The sequence below is a fragment of the Bradyrhizobium sp. WBOS07 genome, from assembly GCF_024585165.1.
GTDB lineage: Bacteria > Pseudomonadota > Alphaproteobacteria > Rhizobiales > Xanthobacteraceae > Bradyrhizobium > Bradyrhizobium japonicum_B.
The window spans coordinates 3,917,382-3,943,275 of sequence record NZ_CP029008.1 but is presented as its reverse complement, the minus strand read 5'-3'; the positions used below and the strand labels follow the sequence as shown (position 1 = coordinate 3,943,275).

The 25,894-nt window shown below is 64.8% G+C and carries 25 protein-coding genes; 12 read left to right on the top strand and 13 right to left on the bottom strand.

The window, feature by feature from the left end; translation table 11 throughout:
* Positions 1-48: 48 nt before the first annotated feature.
* Together DCM79_RS18865 and DCM79_RS18860 are read left to right on the top strand one after the other, a co-directional pair.
* The gene (locus tag DCM79_RS18865; protein WP_257175780.1) at positions 49-1,281 is read left to right on the top strand and encodes an acetyl-CoA C-acetyltransferase; all 1,233 of its coding nucleotides are present in this window, start codon (positions 49-51) and stop codon (positions 1,279-1,281) included.
* A gap of 342 nt (positions 1,282-1,623) precedes the next feature.
* Positions 1,624-1,926 carry an HU family DNA-binding protein gene (locus tag DCM79_RS18860; protein ID WP_025037698.1) on the top strand — a complete coding sequence of 101 codons (303 nt, stop codon included), beginning with the start codon at positions 1,624-1,626 and terminating at the stop codon, positions 1,924-1,926.
* 69 nt (positions 1,927-1,995) lie between these two features.
* Here the strand turns inward: DCM79_RS18860 and DCM79_RS18855 are convergent, their stop codons facing one another.
* The 5 genes from DCM79_RS18855 to DCM79_RS18835 all read right to left on the bottom strand — a co-directional run bounded on the left by DCM79_RS18855 (position 1,996) and on the right by DCM79_RS18835 (position 5,969).
* Complete coding sequence (locus DCM79_RS18855) at positions 1,996-2,151, bottom strand: hypothetical protein (protein WP_257175779.1); 156 nt, start codon at positions 2,149-2,151, stop codon at positions 1,996-1,998.
* 4 nt (positions 2,152-2,155) lie between these two features.
* Positions 2,156-4,549, bottom strand: a complete 2,394-nt coding sequence (gene lon / locus DCM79_RS18850) for an endopeptidase La (protein ID WP_257175778.1) — start codon at positions 4,547-4,549, stop codon at positions 2,156-2,158.
* Between the two features lie 8 nt (positions 4,550-4,557).
* Positions 4,558-4,941, bottom strand: a complete 384-nt coding sequence (locus DCM79_RS18845; protein WP_028137762.1) for an Hsp20/alpha crystallin family protein — start codon at positions 4,939-4,941, stop codon at positions 4,558-4,560.
* A gap of 150 nt (positions 4,942-5,091) precedes the next feature.
* Positions 5,092-5,658: a ferritin-like domain-containing protein gene (locus tag DCM79_RS18840; protein WP_257175777.1), complete on the bottom strand. Its 567-nt coding sequence runs from the start codon at positions 5,656-5,658 to the stop codon at positions 5,092-5,094.
* A 104-nt stretch (positions 5,659-5,762) separates the two neighbouring features.
* Entirely contained in the window at positions 5,763-5,969 is a 207-nt protein-coding gene (locus tag DCM79_RS18835) for a hypothetical protein (RefSeq protein WP_257175776.1), read from the bottom strand.
* A gap of 90 nt (positions 5,970-6,059) precedes the next feature.
* Between DCM79_RS18835 and DCM79_RS18830 the strand changes: the two genes are divergently transcribed.
* The 3 genes from DCM79_RS18830 to DCM79_RS18820 all read left to right on the top strand — a co-directional run bounded on the left by DCM79_RS18830 (position 6,060) and on the right by DCM79_RS18820 (position 8,937).
* Positions 6,060-6,221 (top strand): hypothetical protein, encoded by a 162-nt coding sequence (locus DCM79_RS18830; RefSeq protein ID WP_257175775.1) that lies wholly within the window; start codon positions 6,060-6,062, stop codon positions 6,219-6,221.
* 262 nt (positions 6,222-6,483) lie between these two features.
* Positions 6,484-7,137 (top strand): class II aldolase/adducin family protein, encoded by a 654-nt coding sequence (locus DCM79_RS18825; RefSeq protein WP_257175774.1) that lies wholly within the window; start codon positions 6,484-6,486, stop codon positions 7,135-7,137.
* A gap of 12 nt (positions 7,138-7,149) precedes the next feature.
* Positions 7,150-8,937, top strand: a complete 1,788-nt coding sequence (locus DCM79_RS18820) for a chloride channel protein (protein WP_257175773.1) — start codon at positions 7,150-7,152, stop codon at positions 8,935-8,937.
* Positions 8,938-8,942: 5 nt separating this feature from the next.
* On the opposite strand, the gene DCM79_RS18815 is transcribed toward DCM79_RS18820, so the two are convergent.
* Positions 8,943-9,194, bottom strand: a complete 252-nt coding sequence (locus tag DCM79_RS18815; RefSeq protein WP_257175772.1) for a DUF2798 domain-containing protein — start codon at positions 9,192-9,194, stop codon at positions 8,943-8,945.
* 284 nt (positions 9,195-9,478) lie between these two features.
* Here DCM79_RS18815 and DCM79_RS18810 point away from each other — a divergent pair, with 284 nt between their 5' ends.
* From DCM79_RS18810 to uraD, 4 genes are all read left to right on the top strand, one after another.
* Entirely contained in the window at positions 9,479-9,892 is a 414-nt protein-coding gene (locus DCM79_RS18810; protein ID WP_257175771.1) for a hypothetical protein, read from the top strand.
* Between the two features lie 1,338 nt (positions 9,893-11,230).
* On the top strand, positions 11,231-11,644 hold the full coding sequence (locus DCM79_RS18805; RefSeq protein ID WP_257175770.1) for a DUF3830 family protein: 414 nt from the start codon (positions 11,231-11,233) through the stop codon (positions 11,642-11,644).
* Positions 11,645-12,580, top strand: coding sequence for an allantoinase PuuE (gene puuE / locus DCM79_RS18800; RefSeq protein ID WP_257175769.1), 936 nt, complete (start codon positions 11,645-11,647; stop codon positions 12,578-12,580).
* Positions 12,581-12,582: 2 nt separating this feature from the next.
* The gene (gene uraD / locus DCM79_RS18795) at positions 12,583-13,470 is read left to right on the top strand and encodes a 2-oxo-4-hydroxy-4-carboxy-5-ureidoimidazoline decarboxylase (protein ID WP_257175768.1); all 888 of its coding nucleotides are present in this window, start codon (positions 12,583-12,585) and stop codon (positions 13,468-13,470) included.
* Here uraD and DCM79_RS18790 read toward each other — a convergent pair.
* Positions 13,467-16,193: a molybdopterin-dependent oxidoreductase gene (locus DCM79_RS18790; protein WP_257175767.1), complete on the bottom strand. Its 2,727-nt coding sequence runs from the start codon at positions 16,191-16,193 to the stop codon at positions 13,467-13,469. The genes uraD and DCM79_RS18790 overlap by 4 nt on opposite strands.
* Positions 16,190-17,014, bottom strand: a complete 825-nt coding sequence (locus DCM79_RS18785; protein ID WP_257175766.1) for an FAD binding domain-containing protein — start codon at positions 17,012-17,014, stop codon at positions 16,190-16,192. Before DCM79_RS18785 ends, DCM79_RS18790 begins: the two co-directional genes overlap by 4 nt.
* 164 nt (positions 17,015-17,178) lie before the next feature.
* On the opposite strand from DCM79_RS18785, the gene DCM79_RS18780 reads away from it, so the two are divergent.
* Entirely contained in the window at positions 17,179-18,525 is a 1,347-nt protein-coding gene (locus tag DCM79_RS18780) for an 8-oxoguanine deaminase (protein WP_373568088.1), read from the top strand.
* A gap of 107 nt (positions 18,526-18,632) precedes the next feature.
* On the opposite strand, the gene DCM79_RS18775 is transcribed toward DCM79_RS18780, so the two are convergent.
* The 4 genes from DCM79_RS18775 to DCM79_RS18760 all read right to left on the bottom strand — a co-directional run bounded on the left by DCM79_RS18775 (position 18,633) and on the right by DCM79_RS18760 (position 23,355).
* Positions 18,633-19,709, bottom strand: coding sequence for a BMP family ABC transporter substrate-binding protein (locus tag DCM79_RS18775; protein WP_257175765.1), 1,077 nt, complete (start codon positions 19,707-19,709; stop codon positions 18,633-18,635).
* A gap of 77 nt (positions 19,710-19,786) precedes the next feature.
* Positions 19,787-20,704, bottom strand: a complete 918-nt coding sequence (locus DCM79_RS18770; protein WP_257175764.1) for an ABC transporter permease — start codon at positions 20,702-20,704, stop codon at positions 19,787-19,789.
* Positions 20,691-21,782 (bottom strand): ABC transporter permease, encoded by a 1,092-nt coding sequence (locus tag DCM79_RS18765; protein ID WP_257175763.1) that lies wholly within the window; start codon positions 21,780-21,782, stop codon positions 20,691-20,693. Before DCM79_RS18765 ends, DCM79_RS18770 begins: the two co-directional genes overlap by 14 nt.
* Positions 21,766-23,355: an ABC transporter ATP-binding protein gene (locus tag DCM79_RS18760; RefSeq protein ID WP_257175762.1), complete on the bottom strand. Its 1,590-nt coding sequence runs from the start codon at positions 23,353-23,355 to the stop codon at positions 21,766-21,768. Before DCM79_RS18760 ends, DCM79_RS18765 begins: the two co-directional genes overlap by 17 nt.
* Before the next feature lie 359 nt (positions 23,356-23,714).
* On the opposite strand from DCM79_RS18760, the gene DCM79_RS18755 reads away from it, so the two are divergent.
* Entirely contained in the window at positions 23,715-25,088 is a 1,374-nt protein-coding gene (locus DCM79_RS18755; RefSeq protein ID WP_257180789.1) for a hypothetical protein, read from the top strand.
* 50 nt (positions 25,089-25,138) lie between these two features.
* Here the strand turns inward: DCM79_RS18755 and DCM79_RS18750 are convergent, their stop codons facing one another.
* Positions 25,139-25,360 carry a hypothetical protein gene (locus DCM79_RS18750; RefSeq protein ID WP_257175761.1) on the bottom strand — a complete coding sequence of 74 codons (222 nt, stop codon included), beginning with the start codon at positions 25,358-25,360 and terminating at the stop codon, positions 25,139-25,141.
* Between the two features lie 344 nt (positions 25,361-25,704).
* Between DCM79_RS18750 and DCM79_RS18745 the strand changes: the two genes are divergently transcribed.
* A complete protein-coding gene (locus tag DCM79_RS18745) occupies positions 25,705-25,887 on the top strand; it encodes a hypothetical protein (protein WP_028137743.1) in 183 nt (60 codons plus the stop codon).
* Positions 25,888-25,894: the final 7 nt, after the last annotated feature.

The window sequence follows — 25,894 nt, the reverse complement described above, 5'->3', positions numbered from 1 at the left end:
GCCTTATTCAGAACCGTCCTCAAACAACCACAACAAGAGGACATGCCCATGGCTGACGCACTCATCATCGATGCCTGCCGGACCCCGCGCGGCGTCGGCAAGGCCGGCAAGGGGGCACTCTCGGGCATTCATCCGCAGCAACTGGGCGCTACCGTTCTGCGCGCGCTCGCCGAGCGCACCGGCATCGACACCGCCGACGTCGACGACATCGTCTGGGGCTGCAGCGCGCAGGTCGCGACGCAAAGCGGCGATCTCGGCCGGATGTCGGCGCTCGATGCCGGCTACGACGTGCGCGCCAGCGCCGTGACGCTGGATCGTTTTTGCGGAAGCGGCATCACCAGCGTCAACATGGCCGCATCCTCGATCATGGCCGGCGCGGAAGACCTCGTCATCGCCGGCGGCTGCGAGATGATGTCGATGGAGGGCCGGCGCGGCAGTGGCCCGATGATGATGGACAACGGCAATCTGCGGCTCCGCGCGCGGCATCCGCAGTCGCATCAGGGCGTCTGCGCGGATGCGATCGCGACGCTGGAAGGCATTACCCGAGGGGATGTCGACGCGCTCGGGCTGGAGAGTCAGAAACGGGCCGCGCACGCGATCGCGAACGGCTACTTCAAGAAGAGCCTCGTGCCGGTCCATCGCGAGGACGGCAGCCTTGCACTCGACCACGAGGAATATCCGCGGCCGCAGACCACGATGGAGGGGCTGAGCAGCCTGAAACCGGCATTCCCGGCGATCGCCGACTATGCGCTCGACGACAAGGGCACGACCTATCGCGGACTGATCCTGCAGGAATATCCTGATCTCGAGATCAACTTCGTGCACCATGCCGGCAACTCGTCCGGCGTCGTCGACGGCGCCGCGGCGATCCTGCTGGCCTCGCCCGCTTACGCCAAGGCGCACGGCCTCAAAGCCCGCGCCCGCGTGGTGGCGATGGCGAATATGGGGGACTCGCCGACGCTGATGCTGAACGCGCCGGTGCCGGCCACGCGCAAGGTGCTGGCGAAGGCGGGCTTGACCGTCGACGACATCGACCTGTTCGAGATCAACGAGGCGTTCGCGGTGGTGGCGGAAAAATACATCCGCGACCTCGAACTCGATCGTGCCAAGGTCAACGTCAACGGCGGCTCGATCGCGCTCGGTCATCCCATCGGCGCCACCGGCTCGATCCTGATCGGCACCGTGCTCGACGAGCTCGAACGGCGCGATCTCAAGCGCGGTCTCGTCACCATGTGCGCCGCCGGCGGCATGGCGCCCGCCATCATCATCGAGCGCGTCTAGCCGATCGCCCGTCACTTTCTCCCTGCTTTTACGGGGAGGAAGACCGGCGATATCGATCCAGCCCTTATTTTTCAGGGTGAATCGCGCGCTTCCCGTCAGAAAGAGGCCGGTCGTCGCTTGTCGAAAGCGGCGAATCAGTTCTAGCAAGATGTCGTGCGGGCCTTTGAAACAAGGCAAAATCCGCTGCTCAAGGCTTCTTCCGCACTGGAAGTGGCTAAAATGCAGGGTTTTTTGTCACATGGGGCCAAAAAAGCCCGTAAAACCGCGACAAAACTGTGCAGAAGGCTATAGGCCTTCGCCGGTTGGTCTAATATGCAGCCGTCACGAATCAGAGGAGACACGATGGCCACCCAAATGTCCAAATCGCAGTTGATCGAAAAGATTGCGACCGCCACAGAGCTTTCCAAGCGCGACGTCAAGAACGTCATGGAGACGCTGACCGACGTCGGTCACAAGGAGCTCAAGAAGAACGGCCTGTTCCTGGTGCCGGGCTTCGCCAAGTTCGTCGTGATCAAGAAGCCGGCGACCAAGGCACGCAAGGGCACCAACCCGTTCACGGGTGAAGAGATGATGTTCAAGGCCAAGCCGGCCCGCAAGATCGTCCGCGCCCGCCCGGTCAAGGCGGCCAAGGACGCCGTGGGCTAACGACGCAAGGCCCCCTCGGATAAGGGGGCCTTTTGTTTGGGGCAGCCGCGAGGACTTGAGACGGAGGGCTCAACCCTTGCGGCGCTTCACCCTGACCGGAACGGGTTGAAGCTGCGGCCCCGGCGCCGCCAGCGCATCGCGAAGCCGGTCGATCGCGCGATCGAGCATTTGGCGCAGCCGCTGCGTCTTCCGCGATCCCTTTGCTTTCTCCAGCAATTTCTTCATCGCCTCACTCCGCCGCTTCGACCTTCGCGTTGACCTGAGCTTCGACCGGTTCGAGCGCCGCGGCGATGGCTTCGTCGACGCGCTCCAGCCAGATGAATTCGAGGTTGTCCCGTGCGCTCTTCGGGATGTCGTCGTAGTCCCGCTTGTTGCGCGCCGGCAGCATCACCCGCTTCAGGCCGGCGGCCGCGGCTGCGACCACCTTCTCCTTGATGCCGCCCACCGGCAGCACCAGGCCGCGCAGCGAGATCTCGCCGGTCATGGCGGTGTCGCTGCGCACGGTGCGGTTGGTGAGCAGGGACGTCAGCGCCGTGAACATCGCAACGCCCGCGCTGGGCCCGTCCTTCGGGGTTGCTCCCGCCGGGACGTGAACGTGGATGTCGCTCTTCTCGAACGCTTGCGGATCGATGCCGAGCTGCGAGGCGCGGCTCTTCACCAGCGTCATCGCAGCCTGCACGCTCTCGCGCATGACGTCGCCGAGCTGGCCGGTCAGGATCATGCCGCCCTTGCCGGGCACCTTTGACGCCTCGATGAACAGGATGTCGCCGCCGACCGGCGTCCAGGCAAGGCCGGTGGCCACGCCCGGAATGCTGGTGCGCTGGGCGATCTCGCCTTCGAAACGCGGCTGGCCGAGCACGGTGACGATGTCCTTCGCCGCGATCACGACCTTTTCGGCCGTGCCCTCGGCGACCTGCACCGCGGCGTGCCGGAACAGCTTGCCGATCTCGCGCTCGAGGTTGCGCACGCCGGCCTCGCGCGTGTAGCCCTTGACCACCAGCTTCAGCGCCTCCGGCTCGATCTCGGCCTGCTCGGCCGAGAGGCCGTTGGCCTCCAGCTGCCGCCGCACCAGATAGCGCCGCGCGATCTCCAGCTTCTCGTCCTCGGTGTAGCCGGCGAGGCTGATCAGCTCCATGCGGTCCAGCAGCGGGCCCGGGATCTGGTCGAGCATGTTGGCGGTCGCGATGAACACCACGCGCGACAGGTCGAACGGCACGCCCAGGTAATTGTCCCGGAACGTCCCGTTCTGCTCGGGGTCGAGCACCTCCAGCATGGCGGCCGAGGGATCGCCCTGCACGCCACGGCCCATCTTGTCGATCTCGTCCAGCATCATGACGCAGTTCCGGCTGCCTGCCTTCTTGATGCCCTGGATGATGTTGCCCGGCAGCGCGCCGATATAGGTGCGCCGGTGGCCGCGGATCTCGGCCTCGTCGTGCACGCCGCCGAGGCTGACGCGGACGAAGGGACGGTCCATCGCGCGGGCGATGGATTGGCCGAGCGAGGTCTTGCCGACGCCGGGCGGGCCGACGAAGCACAGGATCGGCGCCTTGCCCTTCGGGGCGAGCTTGCGCACCGCCAGATATTCGATGATCCGGCCCTTGATCTTCTCCAGGCCGAAATGGTCGGCGTCGAGGATGGCTCGCGCCTCCTTGATGTCGATCGGCTTCTCCGGGGGCAGCGCCCAGGGCAGCTCGATCAGCCAGTCGAGATAGGTGCGGACCATGCCGGCTTCGCCGGCGGCCTCCGGCATGCGCTCGTAGCGGCGCAGCTCCTTCTTGGCGTGCGCGTCGGCCTCGGGCGGCATATTGGCCTTGGCGATGGCAGAAGTCAGCTCGGCGACCTCGGCCGCCTTGCCGTCGCCTTCACCGAGCTGGCGCTGGATGGTCGCCATCTGCTCGCGCAGGATCGCCTCGCGCTGCCGCTCGTCGAAGGAGGCCTTGGTCTTCTGGCCGATTTCGTTGGAGATGCGTAGCACCTCGAGCCGCTCGGCCAGGTGCTTGGACACCCTCTCGACGCGCAAGACGAGGTCGATGGTCTCCAGCACCTCCTGCTTGTCCTGCGGCTTGATGTCCATGAACGAGGTCGCCAGGTCCGCCAGCGCGCCCGGCGCACTGGTGCCCTGGAACATCGCGGCCAGCTCGGGCGGCGCCTGCGGCAGCAGCTCGATGGCCTCGATCGCCTGACGCTGCAGGTTCAGGGCGCGGGCCTCGATCTCGGGCGAAGTCGTGGTCGGCTCGGGAATCTGCTGGAAGCGCGCCACGGGAAACGGCGTCCCCGGCAGGAAGTCGAGCAGGCGTGCGCGCTGGACGCCCTGGCAGACGATGTGGTGGGTGCCGTCGGGCGCGGTGATGTAGCGCACGATATTGGCGATGGTCGCGACCCGGTAGAGGTCGTCCGGCCCCGGCGCATCGGTCTCGGGGCTGCGTTGCAGGACGATGCCGACGGGCCGCTGCTCGCGCAGCGCCTGCTGGGCGGCGGCGATGGACTTCGCCCGGCCGATCGTGATCGGCGCGATGGCGCCGGGAAATAGCACCATCTCGCGCACGGGGATGATGATCAGCGCGTCGTCGGGGATCTTCGCGTCGTTGTTGGTCTGTTCGTTGTTCATCTGTTCGGTGGCCATGATCGACCTCAGGATTTGGCGAGGCGCAGTGCGACGCAGCCGTCCATCACGAAACGGCTGATGGCGTAGCGGCCGATGGGCAATGCAATACGGCGCTCAAAACGCCCCTGCGGCAGCTCGAGCCGGTGGATGCGGGCGTTGCGGAGCTCCGGCGGCAGGGTGCGCTGCCCGGAGATGACGAGCACGCCGTCATGAATGACCGTCTCGACATTGTCCGGATTGACGCCCGGGAGCGCCACCAGGATCAGGAGCTCGTGCTCGGTTTCCAGCACGTCGATCGGCGGCTCCCAGCAGGCTTCCTGGCGGCCGAACTGCTGGCGCAGCCGGTCGGCGCGGGTCAGCGAATCCAGGGCTTCGGACAGCATCCAGTCGAGGGGATTTTTGGGTTGCATGTGGAAGGCTCAGGGGTGGGAAAGCCTGCATATGGGGCCGGTTCCCGGAAAATCCAGAGCGCCGGCGCCGGCGTGCCATGCGCTGTCGTGCAATCCAAAAACAAACGCCGCGGCAGGGCCGCGGCGTTCCGTCATCGACAGCGGCGCGGGTCAGGCCGCGGCGCGGTATTCTTCCTCCGCTTCGAGGTTGATCACGGACGTCGCGAGCTCCGTCAGCGTGTGATCAGTCGCCTCTTCTTCGTCCAGCGTCGCCTGAAGCAGCCTTGCCGCGTCCTGCATGCCGAGTTCCTCGGCCCAGGTCCGCAAGGTGCCGTAGCGGGAGATCTCGTAGTGCTCGACCGCCTGGGCGGCCGCGAGCAGTCCCGCATCGAGCGCCGGTGCGCCCTTGAAGTCCTTCATGATCTCGGCGCCCTCGTCGGTGATGCCGTTGATGGCCTCGCAGGGCTTGCCGCGTGCCGGCTTGCCCAGCATCTTGAAGATCTGGTCGAGCCGCTTGACCTGACCCTGGGTCTCGCGCAGGTGCTTGTTGAAGGCTGCGGCCAGCTCTTTCGATTGTGCTGCCTTCGCCATCTTGGGCAACGTCTTGATGATCTTGTTCTCGGCGAAATAGATGTCCTTCAGCGTCTCCAGAAACAGGTCGCTGAGCATCTTCGGTGCCTGACGCGGCCGGCGCGCCGCGGTCTTCTTGGTCGTACGCTTCTTTGCTTGCTTAGCCATAGGTCCTCCTCACGAGGTGACACGGGAAGGCCTCGCCCTCCTCAATCCTCAGGCGATCAAAGCCGCTTCAATAACGAAAGTTCCAATCTGCAACCGGTCGACGCTCAGGTCGGGCGCTTATACGGATCTTCCTGGCGCTGCCGCGCCTCGGTGTTGCGATCGAGCTGCGCCCGCTCGCCGCGCCTGAGGTGGCCGGCCTTCATCACGCCATAGACGAGGATCCCGCCGAGCACGAAGGCTCCGATGAACCAGAGCCAGAGCAGATTGGCCGAGAGCTGGCCGAGCAGCATTCCGATTCCACTGTCGCTCATCGATCGTCTCCAGTGATTTTGCAAAACGGTCCTGCCGGGCTAAGTCAGTCCGCCCGCCATCGTTCCAGCGTTCCGGGATCCCGGCGAGACATGCTCGGCTTCGCCCTGTCCGCTGCGCCAACCGTGATCGCGGCTTCGATTTTGGTGGTGATCGCGCTGCTCGGAAACCGACTGCTGCACCGGCTCGGGGATCGCATCCCGTCCTCCGGATTGCCGGCGGGCTGCTGCTGCTCGGCGCGTCCTATCAGGTGATCTTCCGTGATCGCAAGCACTCTCGGACCCACAGGAAATGCCGTGCTCTTGCGCGTCCCCGGCATGCTGCTCGCGGCCTAGTCGGGCAGTTCGTGATCAACGGGGTTGCGGCCGCCTGCCATGGCGCCGCGATAGCAGGTGAATCCATTGATCTTGCCGTCCGTTTCGTGGTTTTGACAACAGATCCGGGCCGCTTTCGCTTGCACTGCCATATTGCTTTGACGTACTTCCGGTCTAACAAGACCATCGTCGGGAAATCGGGATGTCGATGACAACGGACGAGCTCGCCAAGCGACAGGCCATCATCGACGCTTGCCGGCGCATGAATGCGCTCGGCATCAACCAGGGCACCTCGGGCAATATCTCTGTCCGGCATGTGGACGGGCTTCTGGTCACGCCGACCAGCGTGCCCTATGAGGCCATGACGCCCGGGCAGATCGTGTTCATGACCATGGACGGCGCACACGGGCCCGACCAGAAGCCGTCGAGCGAATGGCGATTTCATCGCGACATCCTGAAGTCGCGGCCCGAGATCAACGCCGTCGTGCACGCCCATCCGACCTATTGCACCATCCTGGCGATCATGGGCATGGAGATTCCGCCGGTGCATTACATGATCGCGGCGGCCGGCGGCGACAGCATCCGCTGCGCGTCCTATGCGACGTTCGGAACGGCGGAGCTGTCCGAACATGCGGTGCGGGCGCTGGAGGGCCGGCTTGCCTGCCTGCTCGACCACCACGGCATGATCGCGATCGGCAAGACGCTGGACAAGGCGATGTGGCTCGCCGTCGAGGTCGAGACGCTGGCGCGGCAATATCACGGCTGCCTCCAGATCGGACAACCGCCGCTGCTCCCCAGCGCCGAGATCGAGCGGGTCCGCCAGCGCATGGCCGGCTACGGCCTGTCGGAAGGGTAGGGCAGGCAGAGGGTGTTCGTACGGATCAGGCATCTCGTCGATCGCAAGGGGACGAACCGCACCATGGTTCGGCTGCGTGCCCTCCTGCGCAGCAACGAATTCTACCTGATCCCGCTCGCGCTGGTGATCGGCACGCTCGCGGGCTCGGTCGTGACGCTGATGGCCCGCATCGCCCAGATCGCGCATGTGGTGATCTACGGCATTCCCATTGATGTTCACCTTTCGGCTCACGAAAGCGTCAGTCCGTGGGCGGCCCTGATCGCGCCCGCGCTCGGTGGGCTGTCGCTCGGAATCATGGAATGGTCGCGGCGGCGCATGAAGATATCGAACGCGGTCGACCCGATCGAGGCGAACGCGCTGCGCGGCGGCAATCTCTCGATGCGCGACAGCGTGGTGGTGTCGAGCCAGACGCTGATCTCAAACGGCTGTGGTGCCTCGGTCGGCCTCGAGGCGGGCTACACCCAGATCGGCTCTGGAATTGCTTCGCTGCTCGGCAAGTTCTTCAATCTTCGCCGCAACGATCTGCGCCTGATGGTCGGTTGCGGCGCTGCGGCGGCGATCGCGGCGGCGTTCGGCGCGCCGATCACCGGCGCCTTCTATGCCTGCGAGCTGATCGTCGGCGTTTATTCGGTCGGCAGCGCGGCACCGATCCTGGCCGCCTCGCTCGCCGGCGCGTTGACCGCGCAATGGCTCGGCGGCGCGCCGTATTCGCTGGAGATACCAAAGGTCAGCGCGGTCGGCGTCGAGCAATATCTGGCATTGATCGGGCTGGCGCTCATCACCAGCGGCGTTGGCATCGCCGTGATGCGCTCCTCGCCGATGTTCGAGCGCCTGTTCGCCTGGCTGCCGGTCTGGCTGCGCCCGGTGATCGGCGGCCTGATCGTCGGCGGTTTCGCGATCATCACGCCGCAGGTGCTGGCGGCCGGCCACGGCGCCATGGTGCTCGACCTCTTTCACGACATGACGATCGGCCTGATCGCGCTGATCATCGCCTTGAAGGTGACGGCCTGCCTGATCTCGCTCGCCTCGGGTTTCCGGGGCGGCCTGTTCTTCGCCTCGCTGTTCGTCGGCAGCCTGATCGGCAAGTTCTTTGCCGCGGTGCTGCTCCTGATCAGCCCGAACTTCGCGATCGATCCGCTGGTGGCGATGCTGACCGGAATGGCGACGCTCGGCGTCGCCATCGTGGGCGGCCCGCTCACCATGTCGTTCCTCGTGCTTGAGATGACCCGCAACGTCGACGTCACCGCCGTGGTGCTGGCCGGCTGCATCGTCACCTCGATCTGCGTCCGGTTCATGTTCGGCCATTCCTTTTCGACCTGGCGCCTGCATCTGCGCGGCGAGACCATCCGCAGCGCCAACGACGTCGGCTGGCTGCGCAATCTCACCGTGGAGCGGCTGATGCGCTCCGACGTCGGCAAGGTGCCCTCGACCACGACGATCGCCGCCGTCCGCCGCGAGTTCGCGCTGGGCTCGCGGCCGGGAATCGTGATCGTCAACAACGCGGACGAATATGTCGGGCTGGTCATGCTGCCCGACTTGTTCTCCAATGATCTCGACAGCATCGCCGACGACATCCAGGTGGTCGAGCTCGCCCGCCTGATCGACATCGTGCTGATCCCGGAAATGAACGTGAAGTCGGCGATGGCTGTGTTCGACGAGGCCGAGGCCGAGATGCTGGCGGTGGTCGATTCCACCGACAGCCGCAAGGTGATCGGCTTTCTCACCGAGACTTTCGCCCGCCGTCGCTATGTCGAGGAGATCGACAAGGCGACGCGCGGCGTGCTGGGGGCGTTGTCGTAAGCGCCCTATTGGCGGGGTGGGGCTGCAACGAGGCAGGTCACGATCCGCCGCACCAGTGGAAGCACCACGAGCAGGGTTGGAAAGGCGACCAGCCAGGATAGCGCCCAGGCGCCGGGCCAGGTCGCGAGGAACGCCGGCGTCGCGCCGAGGCTCCGGAGCGTCGAAATGACCGATACCACCGCCGTCATGAGGATGGACAGCACGAACGGCATCACGATCGGCGCATAGCGCGCCGGCAGTTTGCGAACCGCAATCATCTGATTTCTCTTATGGAAAGACGCGTCGATCACGTTGAACCCTGGAAATGGCATCGATCCCGACGACGTCGGTTGATGCGTTGGTTCACGTCAAACGCTTACGGCGACCGCAAAACGGCGCGGCTGTTCATTATCCGCTCAGGTTGGAGGGTGCAAGCTGCGGATTGGCCGTTCGTTTACAATCGTTCAAAGCGTGGCGGATTGCCGCGATCAGGAAACCATTTCAGTGGTTTGCGCATTTGACGTGGTTTGCATATCTTTACGCAAGAACCTAGGAGGTCAAAATGACTGCTAGACCGATGATTTCTGCCGGCCGCAACCTGGCGCTGGCCGCGTTCGCAAGCCTGGCAATGGTCGCAACCTCCATGTCGCCCTCGGCTGCGGCGTCCCCCGGGACGGCCGAGGCGCTGTTCGCGAAGCCTGTCTCGGCAGGGCAGGGCTCGTCCGAGGTCACTGATTTCAGCGCAGCCCGGCGTCGCCACCACTATCGACGCGGACCGAATGCTGCCGGTCTCGCCTTCATGGGCTTGGCTGCGGGGGTGATCGGTGGCGCAATCGCCGAGAGCCGGCGCCGCGAATATTACGAGAACCGCTATTACTACGGCTCGCGTCCCTACTATGGCGGGCCCGGCTATTACGGCGGTCACGGCTATTACGGCGGCGGTGGCGGTCAATTCTATTACGATCCGGGCTACTAGCGATCGTATCGAGCGATCGTTTTCGACGCGGCCCGATTGGACTGCATGAAGGAGGGCGGTGCTTTGTACCGCCCTTTTTGATGCGTCGGTGCTCTTGTAGCCCGGATGGAGCGAAAGCGTAATCCGGGGCCGCTCGCCCGGCATCTTGCACTGTCCCGGATTGCGCTGCGCTCCATCCGGGCTACGGTACCGTGCCTGTGTCGGCCTCTGTCAATCCATCGCCGCAAAAATATTCCACTTTACCGAAATTCGGAAATGGCGTATGTGTCGCCCATCCCGGCTCATCCAGGAGGGGCGATCTCGAGGTCGTCTTGATCGCGAGCCGGGCTTGCGGTGGACGCGGCAGCGTCGGCACGAGAGGTGCGGGCAGGGCGGGTAGTCCCTGTGAGCCCGAGGCCGCGTGTAGACGAACGGCGCTGCTAGGTCTCGTCTCGCCTGTAAGTTTCCGGCTTCGTCGACAGGGCTGGAAATACTGCGGCGAAATGGCGGGCCGTGCGTACGGCAAAACCGTGTGGTCCTGGCCGTCGTTGCTACGGTCAAGCTTCCGCGGAGGTGCGAGCGAGCCCAACCGGGCAGACTGCATCATCCAATTCGCGGGGCGAGGGAGGCCAGAAGGAAAGTTCGGCTCCCGGGAGAGCACGGCATAAGCCGTCCGACCATCGCGCAGGGAAGGCCGAGTGATCGGCACCACCTGTATGCTGCTGTGCGGTTCTTCTGCGTGTGCATTTTTGCGCAGCAGACCGCGGGTGCGTTGTCAGCACCCGGCCTTCCCTGCGCCCTCTTGGCTTTCCGAGGCGCGAAGACGAAGCAAAGCTCGGGCGAAACAAGCCGCGAGGCTGATGAGGCATGTCTGCGATTTGAGCGGGCGAGCACAAACTCCGATCTCGTAGGGTGGGCAAAGCGCAGCGTGCCCACGCGTCTTTCGCCGCATCTGAAGGATCGTGGGCACGGCGCTATGCGCCTTTGCCCACCCTACGACACTGGGTCCCGGCTCTGCGCCGCAACGCTCGCGCGTTGCGGCTTGTCCGGGACACGAGAGCGAGTGGTGATGACGCCGTGCGCCCGCCGGCCCGGCCCATGCCGGCTAAATATTCGGCATCATGCCCGCTGGCGCCGATGGACTTGCCTCTCCCAATCCGGTTCAATGGAATCCATTGCGGCAAACACCGCGGCGAAGGAGACGGCGCGGCCTGCGCCGAGCCGGAACCGGCGCTGCGGCGGCGCGCCATGTTCGGCTGGTCCTGGGACCGCGGGTGATGCGACCGCGCCACTTGCGCGAAGTCGTCGGGAGTGCTCTTGCTTGAGCTGGGGCGGCCGGCCCCGATCCAGAGAGATGAGATGAGCAAGCTCGTTATCCGCGCCGGCGATTTCACCTTCGATGCCCGCTTCGAGGAGCAGCTGGCACCCAAGACTGTCGCCGCCTTTCGCAATGTGCTGCCGTTCGAAAGCCACGTCATCCATGTGCGCTGGAGCGGCGAGGGCGTGTGGATGCCGCTCGGCGACCTCGATTTCGGCGTCGGCTACGAGAACCACACCAGCTATCCCGCGCCCGGCCAGATCATACTCTATCCCGGCGGCATCAGCGAGACCGAGATCCTGTTGGCCTATGGCAGCGTCCATTTCGCGAGCAAGATGGGCCAGCTTGCCGGCAACCATTTCATCACGCTGACCTCCGGCCTGGAGAATCTGGCAACGCTGGGCAAGAGCGTGCTGTGGAAGGGCGCCCTGCCGATTCGCTTTGAGGAAGTCTGAGTGACCGATAACAGCTACCCGCGCGATCTCCGCGGTTACGGCCGCAACCCGCCGCACCCGCAATGGCCCGGCGATGCCCGCATCGCGGTGCAGTTCGTCGTCAATTTCGAGGAAGGCGGCGAGAACAACATCCTGCACGGCGACCGCGCCTCGGAAGCGTTCCTGTCCGACGTGCTCGGCGCGCAGCCGTGGCCCGGCCAGCGCCACGCCAATATCGAATCGATGTTCGAATACGGCTCGCGCGCCGGGTTCTGGCGGCTGTGGCGGATGTTCGGCGAACGCAGCTGGCCGACCACGGTGTTCGGCGTCGCCACCGCGCTCAAGCGCAACCCCGAGATCGTTGCGGCGATGAACGAGGCGGGCTGGGATATCGCCAGTCATAGCCTGAAATGGATCGAGCACAAGGACATGACCGAGGCGCAGGAGCGCGCCGAGATCGCGGAGGCGATCCGCGTCCATACCGAAGCCACCGGCGCGCGGCCGCTCGGCTGGTACACCGGACGTTCCTCGATCAACACCAACCGTCTGCTGATGGAGGAGGGCGGCTTTCTCTATCTCTGCGATTCCTATGCCGACGATCTGCCCTATTGGATCAAGGGCGCGAACGGCAAGCAGCTCGTCATTCCCTATGCGCTGGATGCCAACGACATGCGCTTCATCAACCCGCAGGGGTTTGCAGAAGGCGAGCAGTTCTTCACTTACCTCAAGGATGCCTTCGACGTGCTCTATGCCGAAGGCGAGACCGCGCCCAAGATGATGTCGGTCGGCCTGCATTGCCGCCTCGCCGGCCGGCCCGGCCGCGCTGCGGGCCTGATCCGCTTCCTCGACTATATCGGCAGGCACGAGCGTCTCTGGGTACCGACGCGGTTGCAGATCGCGCAGCACTGGCACGCCAGGCACGCGCATCTTGCCGCCGACGCATTCGAGATCGGTTGACGATGTCGCAGCTTTCCCTGTCCGATCTCAATGCCGCTGCAAAGCCTGATTTCGTGGCGGCGCTTGCCAACGTCGTCGAATATTCGCCGTGGATCGCCGAGCAGCTGGCCGACAAGCGGCCGTTCGCCGGCATCAACCAGCTGCACACGGCACTGATGGCGGCGATCCAAAGCGCCGACCCCGATGTGCAGCTCGCGCTGATCCGGGCGCATCCCGATCTCGCCAGCAAGACCCGGCGCGCGGAAGGCCTCACGGCGGACTCGACCCATGAGCAGAGCAGCGCCGGCCTCGATCGGCTGTCGGATGCCGAATACGCCGCCTTCGAGCGCGTCAACAATGCCTATCGCGCCAAGTTCGGCTTTCCCTATATCGTCTGCGTGCGCCGGCACACCCGGGATTCCGTACTGCGCGATTTCGAGGTCCGGTTGCGCAATATCGCCAAGACCGAGACGCGGCGTGCGATCGAGGAGATCGGCCGCATCTCCGCGCTGCGGCTCGATCAGCTCGTCATTGCCGACGACGCGTTGAAGGTGCATGGCCGCTTGTCGACCCATGTGCTGGACAATCATGTCGGCAGGCCTGCGGCGGGCATCCCGGTGGAGCTTGTCGAACTTTCCGCGCTCGGCGAGAACCGCGTCATCGCGCGCGCGGTCACCAATGCGGACGGCCGCACCGATCAGCCGCTGATCGGTGGCCGGCCGCTGCCGATCGGCCGTTACGAGCTCAGATTCAGCATTGCCGGATACTACGCCGAGCGCAATGTGCAGCTCACCGATCCGCCCTTCCTCGACGAAATCCCGCTGCGCTTCGCGATCAGCGAGCCGGAAGGCCACTATCACGTGCCGCTGCTGGTCACGCCGTGGAGCTATTCGACCTATCGCGGCAGCTAGCCGCCGAACTTGTCGAGCAGCGCCGGAAACAGCCGGTCCGGCTTGAACGGCGGTGCGGTGAAGCGGATGCCGGTGGCATCGGCAATGGCATTGCCGAGCGCGGCAGCGACCGGATTGTACGGGCTCTCGCTCATCGACTTCGCGCCCAACGGACCGATGCTGTCGGACGTCTCGGCGAAGAACACCTCGGTGCGGGGCACGTCGGCGAATGAGGGCAGGTGGTAGTCGCGGAATTTCGGGTTGATGACGCGCCCCTCGGCATCGATCACCATCTCCTCGTAGAGCGCGGCGCCGAGCGCTTGAGCGACGCCGCCTTCGACCTGACCGCGGCACTGCATGGGATTGGCAATGACGCCTGCGTCGGCGGCGTGCACGCTTTTGAGAATCCTGAGCTCGCCGGTGCCCCGGTTCACGGCGATGCGAAAGCCCTGCACGTTGAAGCCGACCGAGCGCGGCGTGCCGCCGGAATTGCCGCTGCCTGTGAATGGTCGCCCGCGTTCGCCGCCGAGCTTTGCCAGCTCCACAAAGGACATGCGCCGAACGCCGCAGGCGACCGCATTGTCCTCGAGCACACAGGTCTCGACGTCGCACAGCCACGCGCCGGCGGCGGCCGCCTTCAGCTCGGTCGCGAGCTGCATCGAAGCCGCATGGGTCGCCTTGCCGGCGACGAAGGTGCCCGCACTGCCATAGGCGCCGGTGTCATGGCCGCCATGGGCGGTGTCGGACTGGCGCAGGTGGATCCTGTCGACGGTGGTCGCAAGTGTGGTCGCCGCGATCTGCCGGTGCACGGTGCTGGTGCCGTTGCCGAACTCGGCGGTGCCGACGCTGAGCTCGAAGCCGCCGTGCTCGTTGAGCACCATCATGGCGTCGGCGATATGTCCGGCCGGCGGCACCGTGTGGATCATGGTCAGCGCGACGCCGTCGCCGATCAGCCATTCCGGCGACAGGTCCGGCTGGGATCCATCGGCCTGCATGGCGCGCTCGACCAGGTCGAGACACTGGTCGAGCCCGTAGGAGCCGTAGACGACGTCGTGATACTCGGACGGCGGTGGCGACAGCATGGGATCGCCGGGCCTGATGATGTTGCGCCGGCGCATCTCGTAGCCGCCGATGCCGAGTTGCTTCGCCAGCTCGTCGATTGCGGCTTCCACGGCGATGAGCGCCTGTGGCAGGCCGTAACCGCGAAACGCCCCCGCCGGCACCGTATTGGTATAAACCGCAAAGCCATCGACCCGCTTGTTCGGGCAGTTGTACACGGCAATGGATTCCGCCAGGGCGTGGAACATCACGGGCCCGGCGTGATTGCCGTAAGCGCCGGTGTTGGAGAGCAGATCGAGCTGGAGCGCGGTGAGCTTGCCGCCGGCGTCGGCGCCGGCCTTGATATGGATCCGCATCGGGTGCCGCGTCGAGGTCGCGATGAACTGCTCCTCGCGGGTGAACTCCAGCTTCACAGGGCGGCCAGTCTTCAACGCAGCGAGCGCCAGGATGTCCTCGACGAACATCTCCTGCTTGCCGCCAAAGCCGCCGCCGACGCGTTCGCAGAACACGCGAATCTTGTCCATGGGAAGCCGGAAAATGTTCGACAGCGCGCGGCGGGTCAGGAACGGCACCTGGGTCGAGCTGCGGACATTGAGCACGCCGGACTCATCGAGCCAGGCGAGGCCGCCATGGGTCTCCAGCGCCGCATGCTGCACGCGATGACTATGGAAAGTGCCCTCGTAAGTCACGGCGGAGGCGGCGAGCGCCGAGGCGACGTTGCCGAATTCGCCATGCGTCTCCGCCGCGAGGTTGCGCTGGGGATCGGCGATGCGGTTCGCGGTGGTTCGATCGGGATGAAGGACGGGCGCGCCCGGCGCCATCGCCTGCTCGGGATCGATCAACGCCGGCAGAATCTCGTAATCGACCTTAAGCCGGCGGCACGCCTCCTCGGCGGCGGCCTCGCTGTCGGCGACGATTGCAGCAACCCGCTGTCCGATGAAGCGGACGACGTCGTCGAGAATGCGGGTGTCCTCCGGATCCATCCAGTCCATCTCATGCCGCGCAGTCGAGATCAGGACCGAAGGCGCATCCTCGTGCGTCAGCACCGCGTGCACGCCGGGAATCTTCAGCGCGTCCGACTTGTCGATCGCGACGATCCTGGCGTGGGCGTGAGGCGAACGCGCCAGCTTGACATGGAGCAGGCCGTCGATTGTGGTGTCGAAGGTGTAGCGCACGGTGCCACGCACGATGTCGGGGCCGGCGGGCGCAGGCAGGCTGCGGCCGAAGGCGGCGCCGGCCTCGACACCTGTCTCGACGTTGGTCTTGCCGAGCAACGCATCCTCGATCGAGCGGTAGCCGGTGCAACGGCAGATATTGCCCTTCAGCGCCGTGCCGAGATCGGTGCGCTGGGCCTGGTTCAGCGAGGCGCAGGTGAGGATCATGCCGGCGGTGCAGAAGCCGCATTGAAAGCCTTGCGCGTCGAGGAAAGCCTGCTGCATCGGATGCGTGCCGTGGTCTCCGCCAAGACCTTCGATCGTGGTCACGGGGCGTCCCTCGGCGCGGAAAGCCGGGATCAGGCAGCTATGCACCGGCTCGCCGTCGAGCAGCACGGTGCAGGCGCCGCAATCGCCGGCATCGCAGCCTTTCTTCACGCCGAAATGGCCGAGCTCGCGCAGGAAGGTGCGCAGGCATTGGCCGGCGCGCGGCTCCTGCGAGAAACTCCTGCCGTTGATCTCGAAACTCACGGCGTCGCTCCCAGGAGCTCGCGGCGAATCTCCTCGGCGAGCCGCAATGTCATGTGCTTGCGCCAGAGCGGCTGGCCGTGGATGTCGTTGTGGTACAGATCGTCCGTGATCTGCTGCGCGATCGCCGCGTGCAATGCACTCGCGTCCGGGACGCCGCGAAAGGACAGCCGGATCGGCCGTACCGTCGATGCGGTAACCGTGAGCGTCAACGTGCCATCGGCATCGAGGCTGCCGATGAGGAGCGCCGCGGAGCGGCCGACCGGTGCCAGCGAGATCTGGCGAAACGCCGTGCGGCGCTTCAACGCGGCAATCGGAATATCGATCTGGCGAAGCAGGTCACCCGGCGTCAGGCGATTGCGCTGGTTGCCGGTGATGAAGTCGATGACCGGAATCTTCTGCTCGCCGCCACCGGCCTTCCAGACGGTGCAGACGCCGTCGAGCGCGGAAGCGAGCGAGATCATGGGCCCTGCCGGCAGCGACATGCAGAGATTGCCGCCGATGGTCGCGGTCTTCCAGATCTTGAACGAGGCCAGAAAGGCCCGGCAGCATTGGCCGATCAGCGGCGCTGCGCGCCAATCAGGCGGGCAGACGAAACCATCGAGCTGTGCGATGGTGCAGGTCGCGGCGATGCTGAGATGGGTCTCGGTGACCGACAGCGCCGGCCATTTCAGATCGGTGAGATCGATCAACCGTGTCAGATGAGTCTGCGGCTCCGAGAACAACCAGGTGCCGCCTGCCAGCCAAGCATCTCCCGCCGTCCAAACCGGCAGCTGTGCGCGCGTTTGCGGATGGGCGACCGCTGTGATGGTATTCAAGTCCATGGCTGCGCCCACGCTCGCGTCGGTGAATCGTCCGACAGAAAGTCTTGCAAGACCGGAGCCAAGTCGCAACAAGAAGTCGCAACGACAAGTCGCAGCAAGTTGGCGATCGGACCCGCCTCCGCCTTGCGGTCCTGTCGTCAACGAATGTGAGGAGAAGCGGGATCATGAGCACAAGGCCGATCTGGATCAGGGATCCCCTGGCGATCCTCGCCGACGGTGCCGAGCGCGGGATTGTGGTGACGGGCGGCCGGATCGTCGAGCTGGTGCCGGCCGGCGGCACGCCTGCGACCGCCGATGTCGCGGTGTTCGATGCAAGCGAGCACGTCGTGCTGCCGGGCCTGATCAACACCCATCATCACTTCTACCAGACGCTGACGCGGGCGCTGCCGGCGGCGATGGACCGCGAGCTGTTTCCCTGGCTCCAGGCACTCTACCCGGTGTGGGCGAGGCTGACGCCTGAGGCACTCGAGCTCGGCGTCTCCGTGGCGATGTCCGAGCTGCTGCTGTCGGGCTGCACCACCACGACCGATCATCATTACGTTTTCCCGACAGGACTCGAAGGCGCCATCGACATCGAGGTCGGCGTCGCAAAGCGGCTCGGCGTCCGCGTGCTGCTGACGCGCGGCTCGATGAACCTGTCACAGCGCGACGGCGGCTTGCCGCCCGACAGCGTGGTGCAGGACGAAGACACGATCCTCGCCGACAGCGCGCGCGTGGTCGCCGTACATCACCAGCGTGGTCCGGACGCGATGGTGCAGATCGCGCTGGCGCCGTGCTCGCCGTTCTCGGTGACGACGTCCCTGATGCGCGCAACCGCCGATCTCGCCGACAAGCTCGATGTGCGGCTGCACACCCATCTCGCCGAGACCGAGGATGAGAACAAGTTCTGCGAGCAGATGTATGGCTGCCGCCCGCTCGATTATCTCGAACAATGCGGCTGGCTGAATGCGCGAACCTGGCTCGCTCACGGCATTTTCTTCAACGCCGACGAGATCAAGCGGCTCGGCAAGGCCAGGACGACCATCAGCCATTGCGCGTGCAGCAACCAGTTGCTGGCGTCGGGCTGCTGTCCGGTCTGCGAGATGGAGGAGGCCGGCGTCGGGATTGGGCTCGGCGTGGATGGCTCGGCCTCGAACGACGGATCGAACCTGATGCAGGAGGTACGGGCCGCATTCCTGCTGCAACGGGCCCGCTATGGCGTCACGAAAGTCAGCCACAAGGATGCGTTGCGCTGGGCCACCAAGGGCTCGGCGGCCTGCGTCGGCCGGCCGGAACTCGGCGAGATCGCCGTCGGGAAGGCGGCCGATCTCGCGCTGTTCAAGCTGGACGAGCTGCGCTTCTCCGGCCACGGCGATCCCCTGGCCGCGCTGGTGCTGTGCGGGGCGCATCGGGCCGACCGCGTGATGGTAGCTGGACAATGGGTCGTGATCGACGGTGCGATTCCGGGTCTGGATGTCGCCGATCTCGTCCGTCGCCACAGTTCCGCGGCGCGGGCCATGCAGGTGGGATAGGGGCAGAAATTGAAAGAGGGGGCGACCACAAGTGCCGGGTGCTTCTGGCCACCCCCTCCGAACCTCCTCCGGGAGGAGCAGGTGATTTGAGCAAAGCAAGAAGCGTGCTACTTGCCCGGCAGCTTGTCGTCGATGCCCTTGACGTAGAAATTCATGCCGAGGATCTGGCTGTCATCGAGGTGATCGCCGCCCTTGCACTCCACCGGCTTGCCGTCCTGCCCAACAATCGGGCATTTGAACGGATGCAGCTTGCCTGAGGTGATCGCGGCCTGGGCATCCTCCGCCATTTTCTTCACCTCGTCGGGCATGTTGGTGTAGGGCGCCATCGTGAACATATGGCTGTCGAGGCCGCCCCAGGTGTCTCCGGACTTCCAGGTGCCGGCGAGCTCGGCCTTGACGCGCTCGATGTAATAGGGGCCCCAGGTGTCGAGGATCGAGGTCAGCTGGGTCTTCGGTCCGAATTTGATCATCTCGGAGTCCTGGCCGAAGGCGAGCTTGCCGCGTTCGCTGGCGATCTGCATCGCCGCGGGCGAATCCGTGTGCTGCATGATGACGTCGGCGCCCTGGTCGATCAAAGCCTTGGCGGCATCGGCTTCCTTGCCCGGATCGAACCAGGTGTTGGCCCAGATGATCTTGACCTTGATGTTCGGGTTGATCGTCTGCGCCGCCAGCATCGTCGCGTTGATGCCGGAGACGACCTCCGGAATCGGGAACGAGCCGATATAGCCGAGCACGCCCGACTTCGACATCTTGGCCGCGATCAAGCCCTGAATGTAGCGGCCCTGATACCATCTGGCCGAATAGGTCGACATGTTCGGGTTGCGCTTGTATCCGGTGGCGTGCTCGAAATGTACGTTCGGATATTTCTTGGCGACCTTCAGCGTCGGATCCATGTAGCCGAACGATGTCGTGAAGATCAGCTTATTGCCGGCGCGGACGAGCTGCTCGATGGAGCGCTCGGCGTCGGGGCCTTCGGGCACGTTCTCGAGATAGGTGGTCTCGATCTTGTCGCCCAATTCCTTCACCAGAGCCTGGCGCCCCAGATCGTGCTGATAGGTCCATCCCAAGTCTCCGATCGGGCCCAGATAGATGAAGCCGACCTTCAGCTTGTCGGCGGCGGAGGCTGCACCAATGCTCCCGGCGAGCAACAGTGTGGCGGCCAGCGCAAGAAGTGATTTCCTCATCATCGATCTCCAAACATCAGGGGAAAGCCACGATCCGCAACCTGCGCGCCCCATCGCGCCCGTCGCGGAAATGAAACTCAGCGGTCAGGGACGAACACGGTCCCGAGCGCGGCCGGTGCGGTCGAGCCGCCGCTGCGCGCGCGGGAGAGCAGAACCAGAACGACGATTGTCGCAAGATAAGGCAGCGCCGACATGAATTGCGAGGGAATGCCGACGCCCCAGCCTTGCGCATGCAGCTGAAGGATCGTGACGGCGCCGAAGAGATAGGCGCCGACGACGAGCCGGCCCGGCCGCCAGGACGAGAACACCACCAGCGCCAGCGCGATCCAGCCGCGGCCCGCGGTCATGCCGGGAATGAAGAACGGCGTATAGGCGAGCGGCAGATAGGCGCCGGCAAGCCCGGCGCATGCGCCACCGAACATCACGGCGAAGGTGCGGATGCGCAACACGGGATAACCCAGCGCATGTGCGGAGACGTGATTGTCGCCGCAGGCGCGCAGGATCAGTCCCGCGCGCGTGCGGTACAGAAACCACCAGACGGCGACGACAAGCGCAATGGAGACGTAGACGAAAGCGTTCTCCCCGAACAGCACGCGACCGACCAGCGGGATATCGGTGAGGCCCGGAATCGAGAGATGAACTGCCGGTGTGATGCGCTCGCCGACGAAGCCGGCACCGACCAGTCCGGACAGCCCGACGCCGAGGATGGTCAGCGCAAGCCCCGTCGCGACCTGGTTGACGGCGAGCCCGAGCGCCATCAATGCGAAGATCAGCGACATCATCGTGCCCGCGAGGATGCCGAACAATGCGCCCATGAAGATCGATCCGGTGAGCCAAGCACCGGCAAAGCCGCAGGCCGCGCCGACGATCATCATGCCCTCGACGCCGAGATTGAGCACGCCGGAGCGCTCGGTCACGAGCTCTCCGGTCGCGGCGATCAGGAGCGGCGTCGATGCAGCGAGCACCGAGAGGACGATGGCTTCAACGAGTTCCACGGGCCACCTGACGGTTCGGGAAGACCAGCCTGAAGCGATAGAGGATCAGGGAATCGCAGGCGAGCACGTAGAACAGCAGAACACCTTGGAAAACCTTGGTGACGTCCAACGGGATTTTCATCGCGATCTGCGCTTGCTCGCCGCCGATGAAGGTCAACGCAAGGAAAAGGCCTGCAACCAATATTCCAAGCGGATTCAGCCGGCCGAGGAAGGCAACGATGATCGCCGTAAAACCATAGCCTGGGGAGATGCCGGGCTGGAGATGGCCGACGGGGCCTGCAACCTCGATGATGCCTGCAAGGCCCGCGAGCGCGCCCGACACCGCGAAGGTCAGGATGACCAGATGGTCGGCTTTGAAGCCGCCGAACCGCGCCGCACGGGGGGCGGCGCCGACGACGCGGATCTCAAAACCCTTGATGGTTCGCCCGAGCAGGATTGCAGCAGCCGCCACGACGAGAAGCGCGATGATCGCGCCGAGATGCAGCCGGCCGCCCTCGATCAGCAGTGGGACGGTCGCCACCGGATCGAACTCGGCCGTGGTCGGGAAGTTGAAGCCGTGCGGGTCGCGCCAGGGGCCGCGCACGAGATAGTCGAGGAGAAGGTCGGCCACATAGACCAGCATCAAGCTGGTCAGGATCTCGCTGGCGCCGAACTTCACCTTGCAGATCGCCGGGATCAGCGCATAGAGCGCACCTGCGGCGGCGGCAAGGACGAACATGGCCGGCAACACCCAGGCGCCGGCGTCGGTGCCTTGCGTCCTCACCGCGATCCAGCTTCCGGCCACCGCGCCGATCAGGAATTGGCCTTCGGCGCCGATGTTCCAGGCATTGGCGAGATAGCAGAGTGACAGTCCGATCGCGATCATCACCAGCGGCGCGGCCTTCACGGCGATCTCCTGGAGCGAATAGCCGTCGGTCAAGGGCGCGATGAAATAGGCGTGCAAAGCGAGCAGCGGATTCTTGCCGAGGATCGCGAACAGGATCACCATCGTCGCGATCGTGAGGCCGACCGCGATCAGCGGCGAAACCAGCGCGATCGTGCCGGAGCGCTCGGCGCGCTTCTCAAGCACCAACTGCATGCGCCGCCTCCTTCGGCTCCAGGCTGCTGCCGCCCATGAGAAGGCCGAGCTTTTCGCGCGTCGCCTCGCTGGCGGCGAGCGGCGCTGACAATTTGCCGTGGAACATCACGGCGATACGATCGGCAATCTCGGCGAGTTCGTCCAGATCCTGGCTGGTCACGAGCACGGCGGCGCCGGCGGTGGCGAGATCAAGCAGCGCCTGGCGAATGACGGCAGCGGCGCCGGCATCGACGCCCCAGGTCGGCTGGCTCACGACCAGCACCGCAGGCTTGCGCAGGATCTCGCGTCCCACGATGAATTTTTGCAGATTGCCGCCGGAGAGGGATGCTGCTTCGGGATCGCGCTTGGCCTTGCGCACGTCGAACGTCTCGGTCGCGCGGTCGACGGCCTTCAGTGTGGCGGCGGTGTCGATGAAGCCGCGATGCACCATGCCGCTCGCGGCATGTCCGGTGAGCAGCGCGTTCTCCGAGAGCTTCATGCGCGGTGCCGTGCCGTGGCCGAGCCGCTCCTCGGGAACGAAGGCGGCCCCCAGCTTGCGCCGTTGCGTGATGGAGAGATGGCCGGCGGCAATGCCGTCGATCACCACCGTGCCCGGATCCTTCGACAATCGCTCGCCCGACAGCGCGGCGAATAATTCGTCCTGACCGTTGCCGGCGACGCCGGCGATGCCCAGAATCTCGCCGCCCTTCAGTTCGAACGAGATGTGCTCGAGCCGCACGCCATGCGCCTCGCTCGGTGCGAGCGACAGATCGTTGACGACGAGCCGCGGCGCGGTGGTCGTCCGGCGGGCCGCCGCCTTCACCTCCTTGATCTCTCCGCCGACCATCATGCGCGCGAGCGAAGCGGCGGTCTCGCGCCGGGGATCGCAGGTCTCGACCTTCCTGCCGCCGCGCAGGATCGTGGCGGTATCGCAGAGCCGCTTCACCTCCTCGAGTTTGTGGCTGATGTAAAGGATGGCGCGCCCTTCGGACTTGAGGCGTTCCAGCACGATGAAAAGCTGATCGGATTCCTGCGGCGTCAAGACCGCGGTGGGCTCGTCCAGGATCAGGAATTTCGGGTCCTGCATCAGCGCGCGGACGATCTCGATGCGCTGGCGCTCGCCGACCGACAATTGCCAGGCCTCGCTCCGGGGATCGAGCGGAAGACCGTAAGTCTTCGACACCTGCGCCAGCCGTGCCGACATGTCGTTGAAGGATTCCCGTCCGTCGAGGCCGAGCGCGACGTTCTCGGCGACCGTGAGGTTGTCGAACAGCGAGAAGTGTTGAAAGACCATGCCGATGCCGCGGCGGCGGGCGTCCGAGGGGCCGGACAGCACGATGCGCTCGCCCTGCCAGTAAATTTCACCGGAGCTGGGCTGGATCAGCCCGTAAATTGCCTTGACCAGCGTCGACTTGCCGGCCCCATTCTCACCGAGCAACGCATGGATTTCACCGGGCCAGATCTCGATGTCGATGGAATCGTTGGCGAGGAAATCGCCGTAACGTTTGGTGAGCCCGATCGTCCGCAGCAGCGGAGATTCGCCGGAATTCAGGCCCTCAGGTATTGAATCCAACATTCGCGGATGCGCTTGCATGGGTGAAATGTCTCGATAGTGGGCCAGTTTGGAGCCCGGCGTAAGGTGTGAAAATGCGTCATCCCTTGCTCAACGCTTCGGCAGGAAGCGGGCGCCTGTTGCAGATATGTGACGGTCCATGCCAAATTGGAACCCGCTATGCAGACTTGACGTCGCAGTGAGCAAAGTTGCGCGATCACGCCTGTGCCGACGCCTGCCGCGCGGGTGCAGGCTCGGGGCGATCGAGAATATCGGCCAGCGGGAAGCGTCGCCCGAGCAGGTTGATGCAAGCCGGCAGCCGGCAAGTCATCTGGACGAAACACGAATCAGCCAAGCTTCGGACGGTGATCGCACCGCCGGGGTTACTCTCTAGCCCGCATATGAATAGCGATATCTCGTTGTCTTCAGATCGCGGAAACCGATTCTACCGAGGTGTGGCTGCGACGTTTTTCGCCAACGCCCTCCAGGCGGTCAATTTTCTCGGGGATCGATTCCTGAGAAAATCGCCGCATTCGTTGTCGGCCATCGAGGACCTCTACCGGCACGCGATGGACAGCGCATTTTCGGTGACCGAAGCCTTCCTCGTCACCGGCGCCCCCCACGCATCCGCCTACTACCCCCGCGACTTCGCCTGGTTCTATCCTGACGTCCTCGACCCCGAAACCATCATGGATGCGCAGGACGCGGTGCGGCGGGCACGGCTTCTCGACAGGAGCATCCGTTTGTTGCTGGAGGCGGTTCGCGCCGATGTCGTCACGACGACCATCGTCCCGGCCGGGCGCGGTCGATACCTCGGCGTGAACTACTTCTCGCGCCCGTCGGATACGCTGCTCGGCATTCTGGCCGGCCTGCGGCAGATGATCCTGGCCGACCAGAAGGCGCCGTCCTATCTGGCGATGTCCCAATGCGCGCATGCCGGACGCCTGCTGCTGGCTGAGTATGGCGGTGACCTGAGGCGCGCAATCCTCAAGCTCGCAAGCGAGCTCGAGCCGTTCGATCATGACGGCAGCTCCTGTTTGCTGTGCGACGCTCGTGGCCCTCGCTCCGCCGCAACGGATACCCGCGCCGAGCGCCGGCGCTTCGTCACCAATGCCTGCGTCCACACGACCTTCGTGTGGGGCGTGCAGCTCGGAATCGTCGATGAGAACGAGCTGAAGCGGCTGCTCGGGCGCGACCTCGTGCAGTATAAGAAGGACCTGCTCCGTCTGTTCGGCAGGGACGGATATATCAGGCATTCTCTCGACGGGCCGGAGGGCCCGCCGGCGTCCTCAGTTGCGCTGGATTTCGTCAGCGTGCATCGCGGCTTCTGGGATCTGAACGAAGCTGGCGAGCGGGCGCTGTTCGCGGCCACGGCGGATCTGATCATTGCCGAGCCGCGCTTTCGCATCCCCAGCACGTTCCACTTCCTGGTGTCTGCGGAGAACCCGCGGAACAAGCTGATCCACAAGATCGCGGCGCCTGCCTATCAGGGACGTACCTCCTGGCCGACGTTCAACGTCGAATTCGCGGATCGCATGCTGGACTATGATGAATTTTCGGGAAGCGACACCTACCGTTCCCGCGCCCAGGGAATCTTGAAGGACATACGAGCTGCGACTGAGCTGCACGGCGGATATCAGGAGCTGATCTCCGAGCAGGGGCTGAAATATCGCACCTGGGCCTATCAGGGCGCGGTGGCTCACTCCTGGTTTCCGCGCTTCCTGTCCGTCTGGAGAAGGGCCTATGGATCGCCGCTCCTGCAGTGGAACGACTGACCTGCGGCGATATGCCGGCAGGGATGTCGCCGAGGATCAGCGCGAACCTGTCACGCCACGAGATCCAGCAACCGGCACGATCCGCGCACGAGCACCTTGCGTCCGGCCGGCGTTATCGCAGGTACGCCGTCGTTGATGGCAACGAGGCCGAGCTCGACGAGGCCTTCGACAAGATAGGACTTCGCCAGGCGGCCGTTCGACAGCGGGTTGCGTAGTGTACGCAGCGCTTCCCACTGGTCCGGCGCAAGTTCGAATTCGAAATCGTTGCTCATGTTGCCTCAAAGATCGTGCCGTTGGCGCCCTGTTAGCGGCGCCGCATGAAGACCATGCGACGACAATGAGTCGGGAATTCGGTAGGCCGTTTAGAACACCTCTTCACAAATTGCCGCACTTCGTTGCGATAAGAGAAGAAGATCGTCTGATCGGGAATAGATACGTGGCTCGATCACCAATTGATGATCCGCAGTTGATGTAGCGCTGCGCGCTGCTGCAGTGCACGGGAAGCATCACTGTCCCATGATGCCTCGCGATATGCACAGAAATGGTGAAGCGAGCGATCTGGGATTCTGTTAGGTTGATTCGCGGGGAATGACTTCACGCGGCAGGAGTGGAGTGCATGAACAGGCTGGTCGAAATTCGCAGTCAGGAATCCCTGTGCCGGGAGCGTGCGGCTCTCGATTTGGATCGCCGGCTGTTCTGGCTTGCGCAAGCCGAGGAATGGGAGCAACGCGCGCTCGACGAAATCGCCTATCACTTCCGGGAGTGCAATCTCGGCCAAGCGGAGCTCGCGCGAAACTGACGTTTCG

Coding starts and splice junctions, on each gene's coding strand:
- DCM79_RS18865 (WP_257175780.1), top strand. CDS start 49: ATGGCTGACGCACTCATCATCGATGCCTGCCGGACCCCGCGCGGCGTC.
- DCM79_RS18860 (WP_025037698.1), top strand. CDS start 1,624: ATGGCCACCCAAATGTCCAAATCGCAGTTGATCGAAAAGATTGCGACC.
- DCM79_RS18855 (WP_257175779.1), bottom strand. CDS start 2,151: ATGAAGAAATTGCTGGAGAAAGCAAAGGGATCGCGGAAGACGCAGCGG.
- lon (WP_257175778.1), bottom strand. CDS start 4,549: ATGGCCACCGAACAGATGAACAACGAACAGACCAACAACGACGCGAAG.
- DCM79_RS18845 (WP_028137762.1), bottom strand. CDS start 4,941: ATGCAACCCAAAAATCCCCTCGACTGGATGCTGTCCGAAGCCCTGGAT.
- DCM79_RS18840 (WP_257175777.1), bottom strand. CDS start 5,658: ATGGCTAAGCAAGCAAAGAAGCGTACGACCAAGAAGACCGCGGCGCGC.
- DCM79_RS18835 (WP_257175776.1), bottom strand. CDS start 5,969: ATGAGCGACAGTGGAATCGGAATGCTGCTCGGCCAGCTCTCGGCCAAT.
- DCM79_RS18830 (WP_257175775.1), top strand. CDS start 6,060: ATGCTCGGCTTCGCCCTGTCCGCTGCGCCAACCGTGATCGCGGCTTCG.
- DCM79_RS18825 (WP_257175774.1), top strand. CDS start 6,484: ATGTCGATGACAACGGACGAGCTCGCCAAGCGACAGGCCATCATCGAC.
- DCM79_RS18815 (WP_257175772.1), bottom strand. CDS start 9,194: ATGATTGCGGTTCGCAAACTGCCGGCGCGCTATGCGCCGATCGTGATG.
- DCM79_RS18810 (WP_257175771.1), top strand. CDS start 9,479: ATGACTGCTAGACCGATGATTTCTGCCGGCCGCAACCTGGCGCTGGCC.
- DCM79_RS18805 (WP_257175770.1), top strand. CDS start 11,231: ATGAGCAAGCTCGTTATCCGCGCCGGCGATTTCACCTTCGATGCCCGC.
- uraD (WP_257175768.1), top strand. CDS start 12,583: ATGTCGCAGCTTTCCCTGTCCGATCTCAATGCCGCTGCAAAGCCTGAT.
- DCM79_RS18785 (WP_257175766.1), bottom strand. CDS start 17,014: ATGGACTTGAATACCATCACAGCGGTCGCCCATCCGCAAACGCGCGCA.
- DCM79_RS18780 (WP_373568088.1), top strand. CDS start 17,179: ATGAGCACAAGGCCGATCTGGATCAGGGATCCCCTGGCGATCCTCGCC.
- DCM79_RS18775 (WP_257175765.1), bottom strand. CDS start 19,709: ATGAGGAAATCACTTCTTGCGCTGGCCGCCACACTGTTGCTCGCCGGG.
- DCM79_RS18765 (WP_257175763.1), bottom strand. CDS start 21,782: ATGCAGTTGGTGCTTGAGAAGCGCGCCGAGCGCTCCGGCACGATCGCG.
- DCM79_RS18760 (WP_257175762.1), bottom strand. CDS start 23,355: ATGCAAGCGCATCCGCGAATGTTGGATTCAATACCTGAGGGCCTGAAT.
- DCM79_RS18755 (WP_257180789.1), top strand. CDS start 23,715: ATGAATAGCGATATCTCGTTGTCTTCAGATCGCGGAAACCGATTCTAC.
- DCM79_RS18750 (WP_257175761.1), bottom strand. CDS start 25,360: ATGAGCAACGATTTCGAATTCGAACTTGCGCCGGACCAGTGGGAAGCG.
- DCM79_RS18745 (WP_028137743.1), top strand. CDS start 25,705: ATGAACAGGCTGGTCGAAATTCGCAGTCAGGAATCCCTGTGCCGGGAG.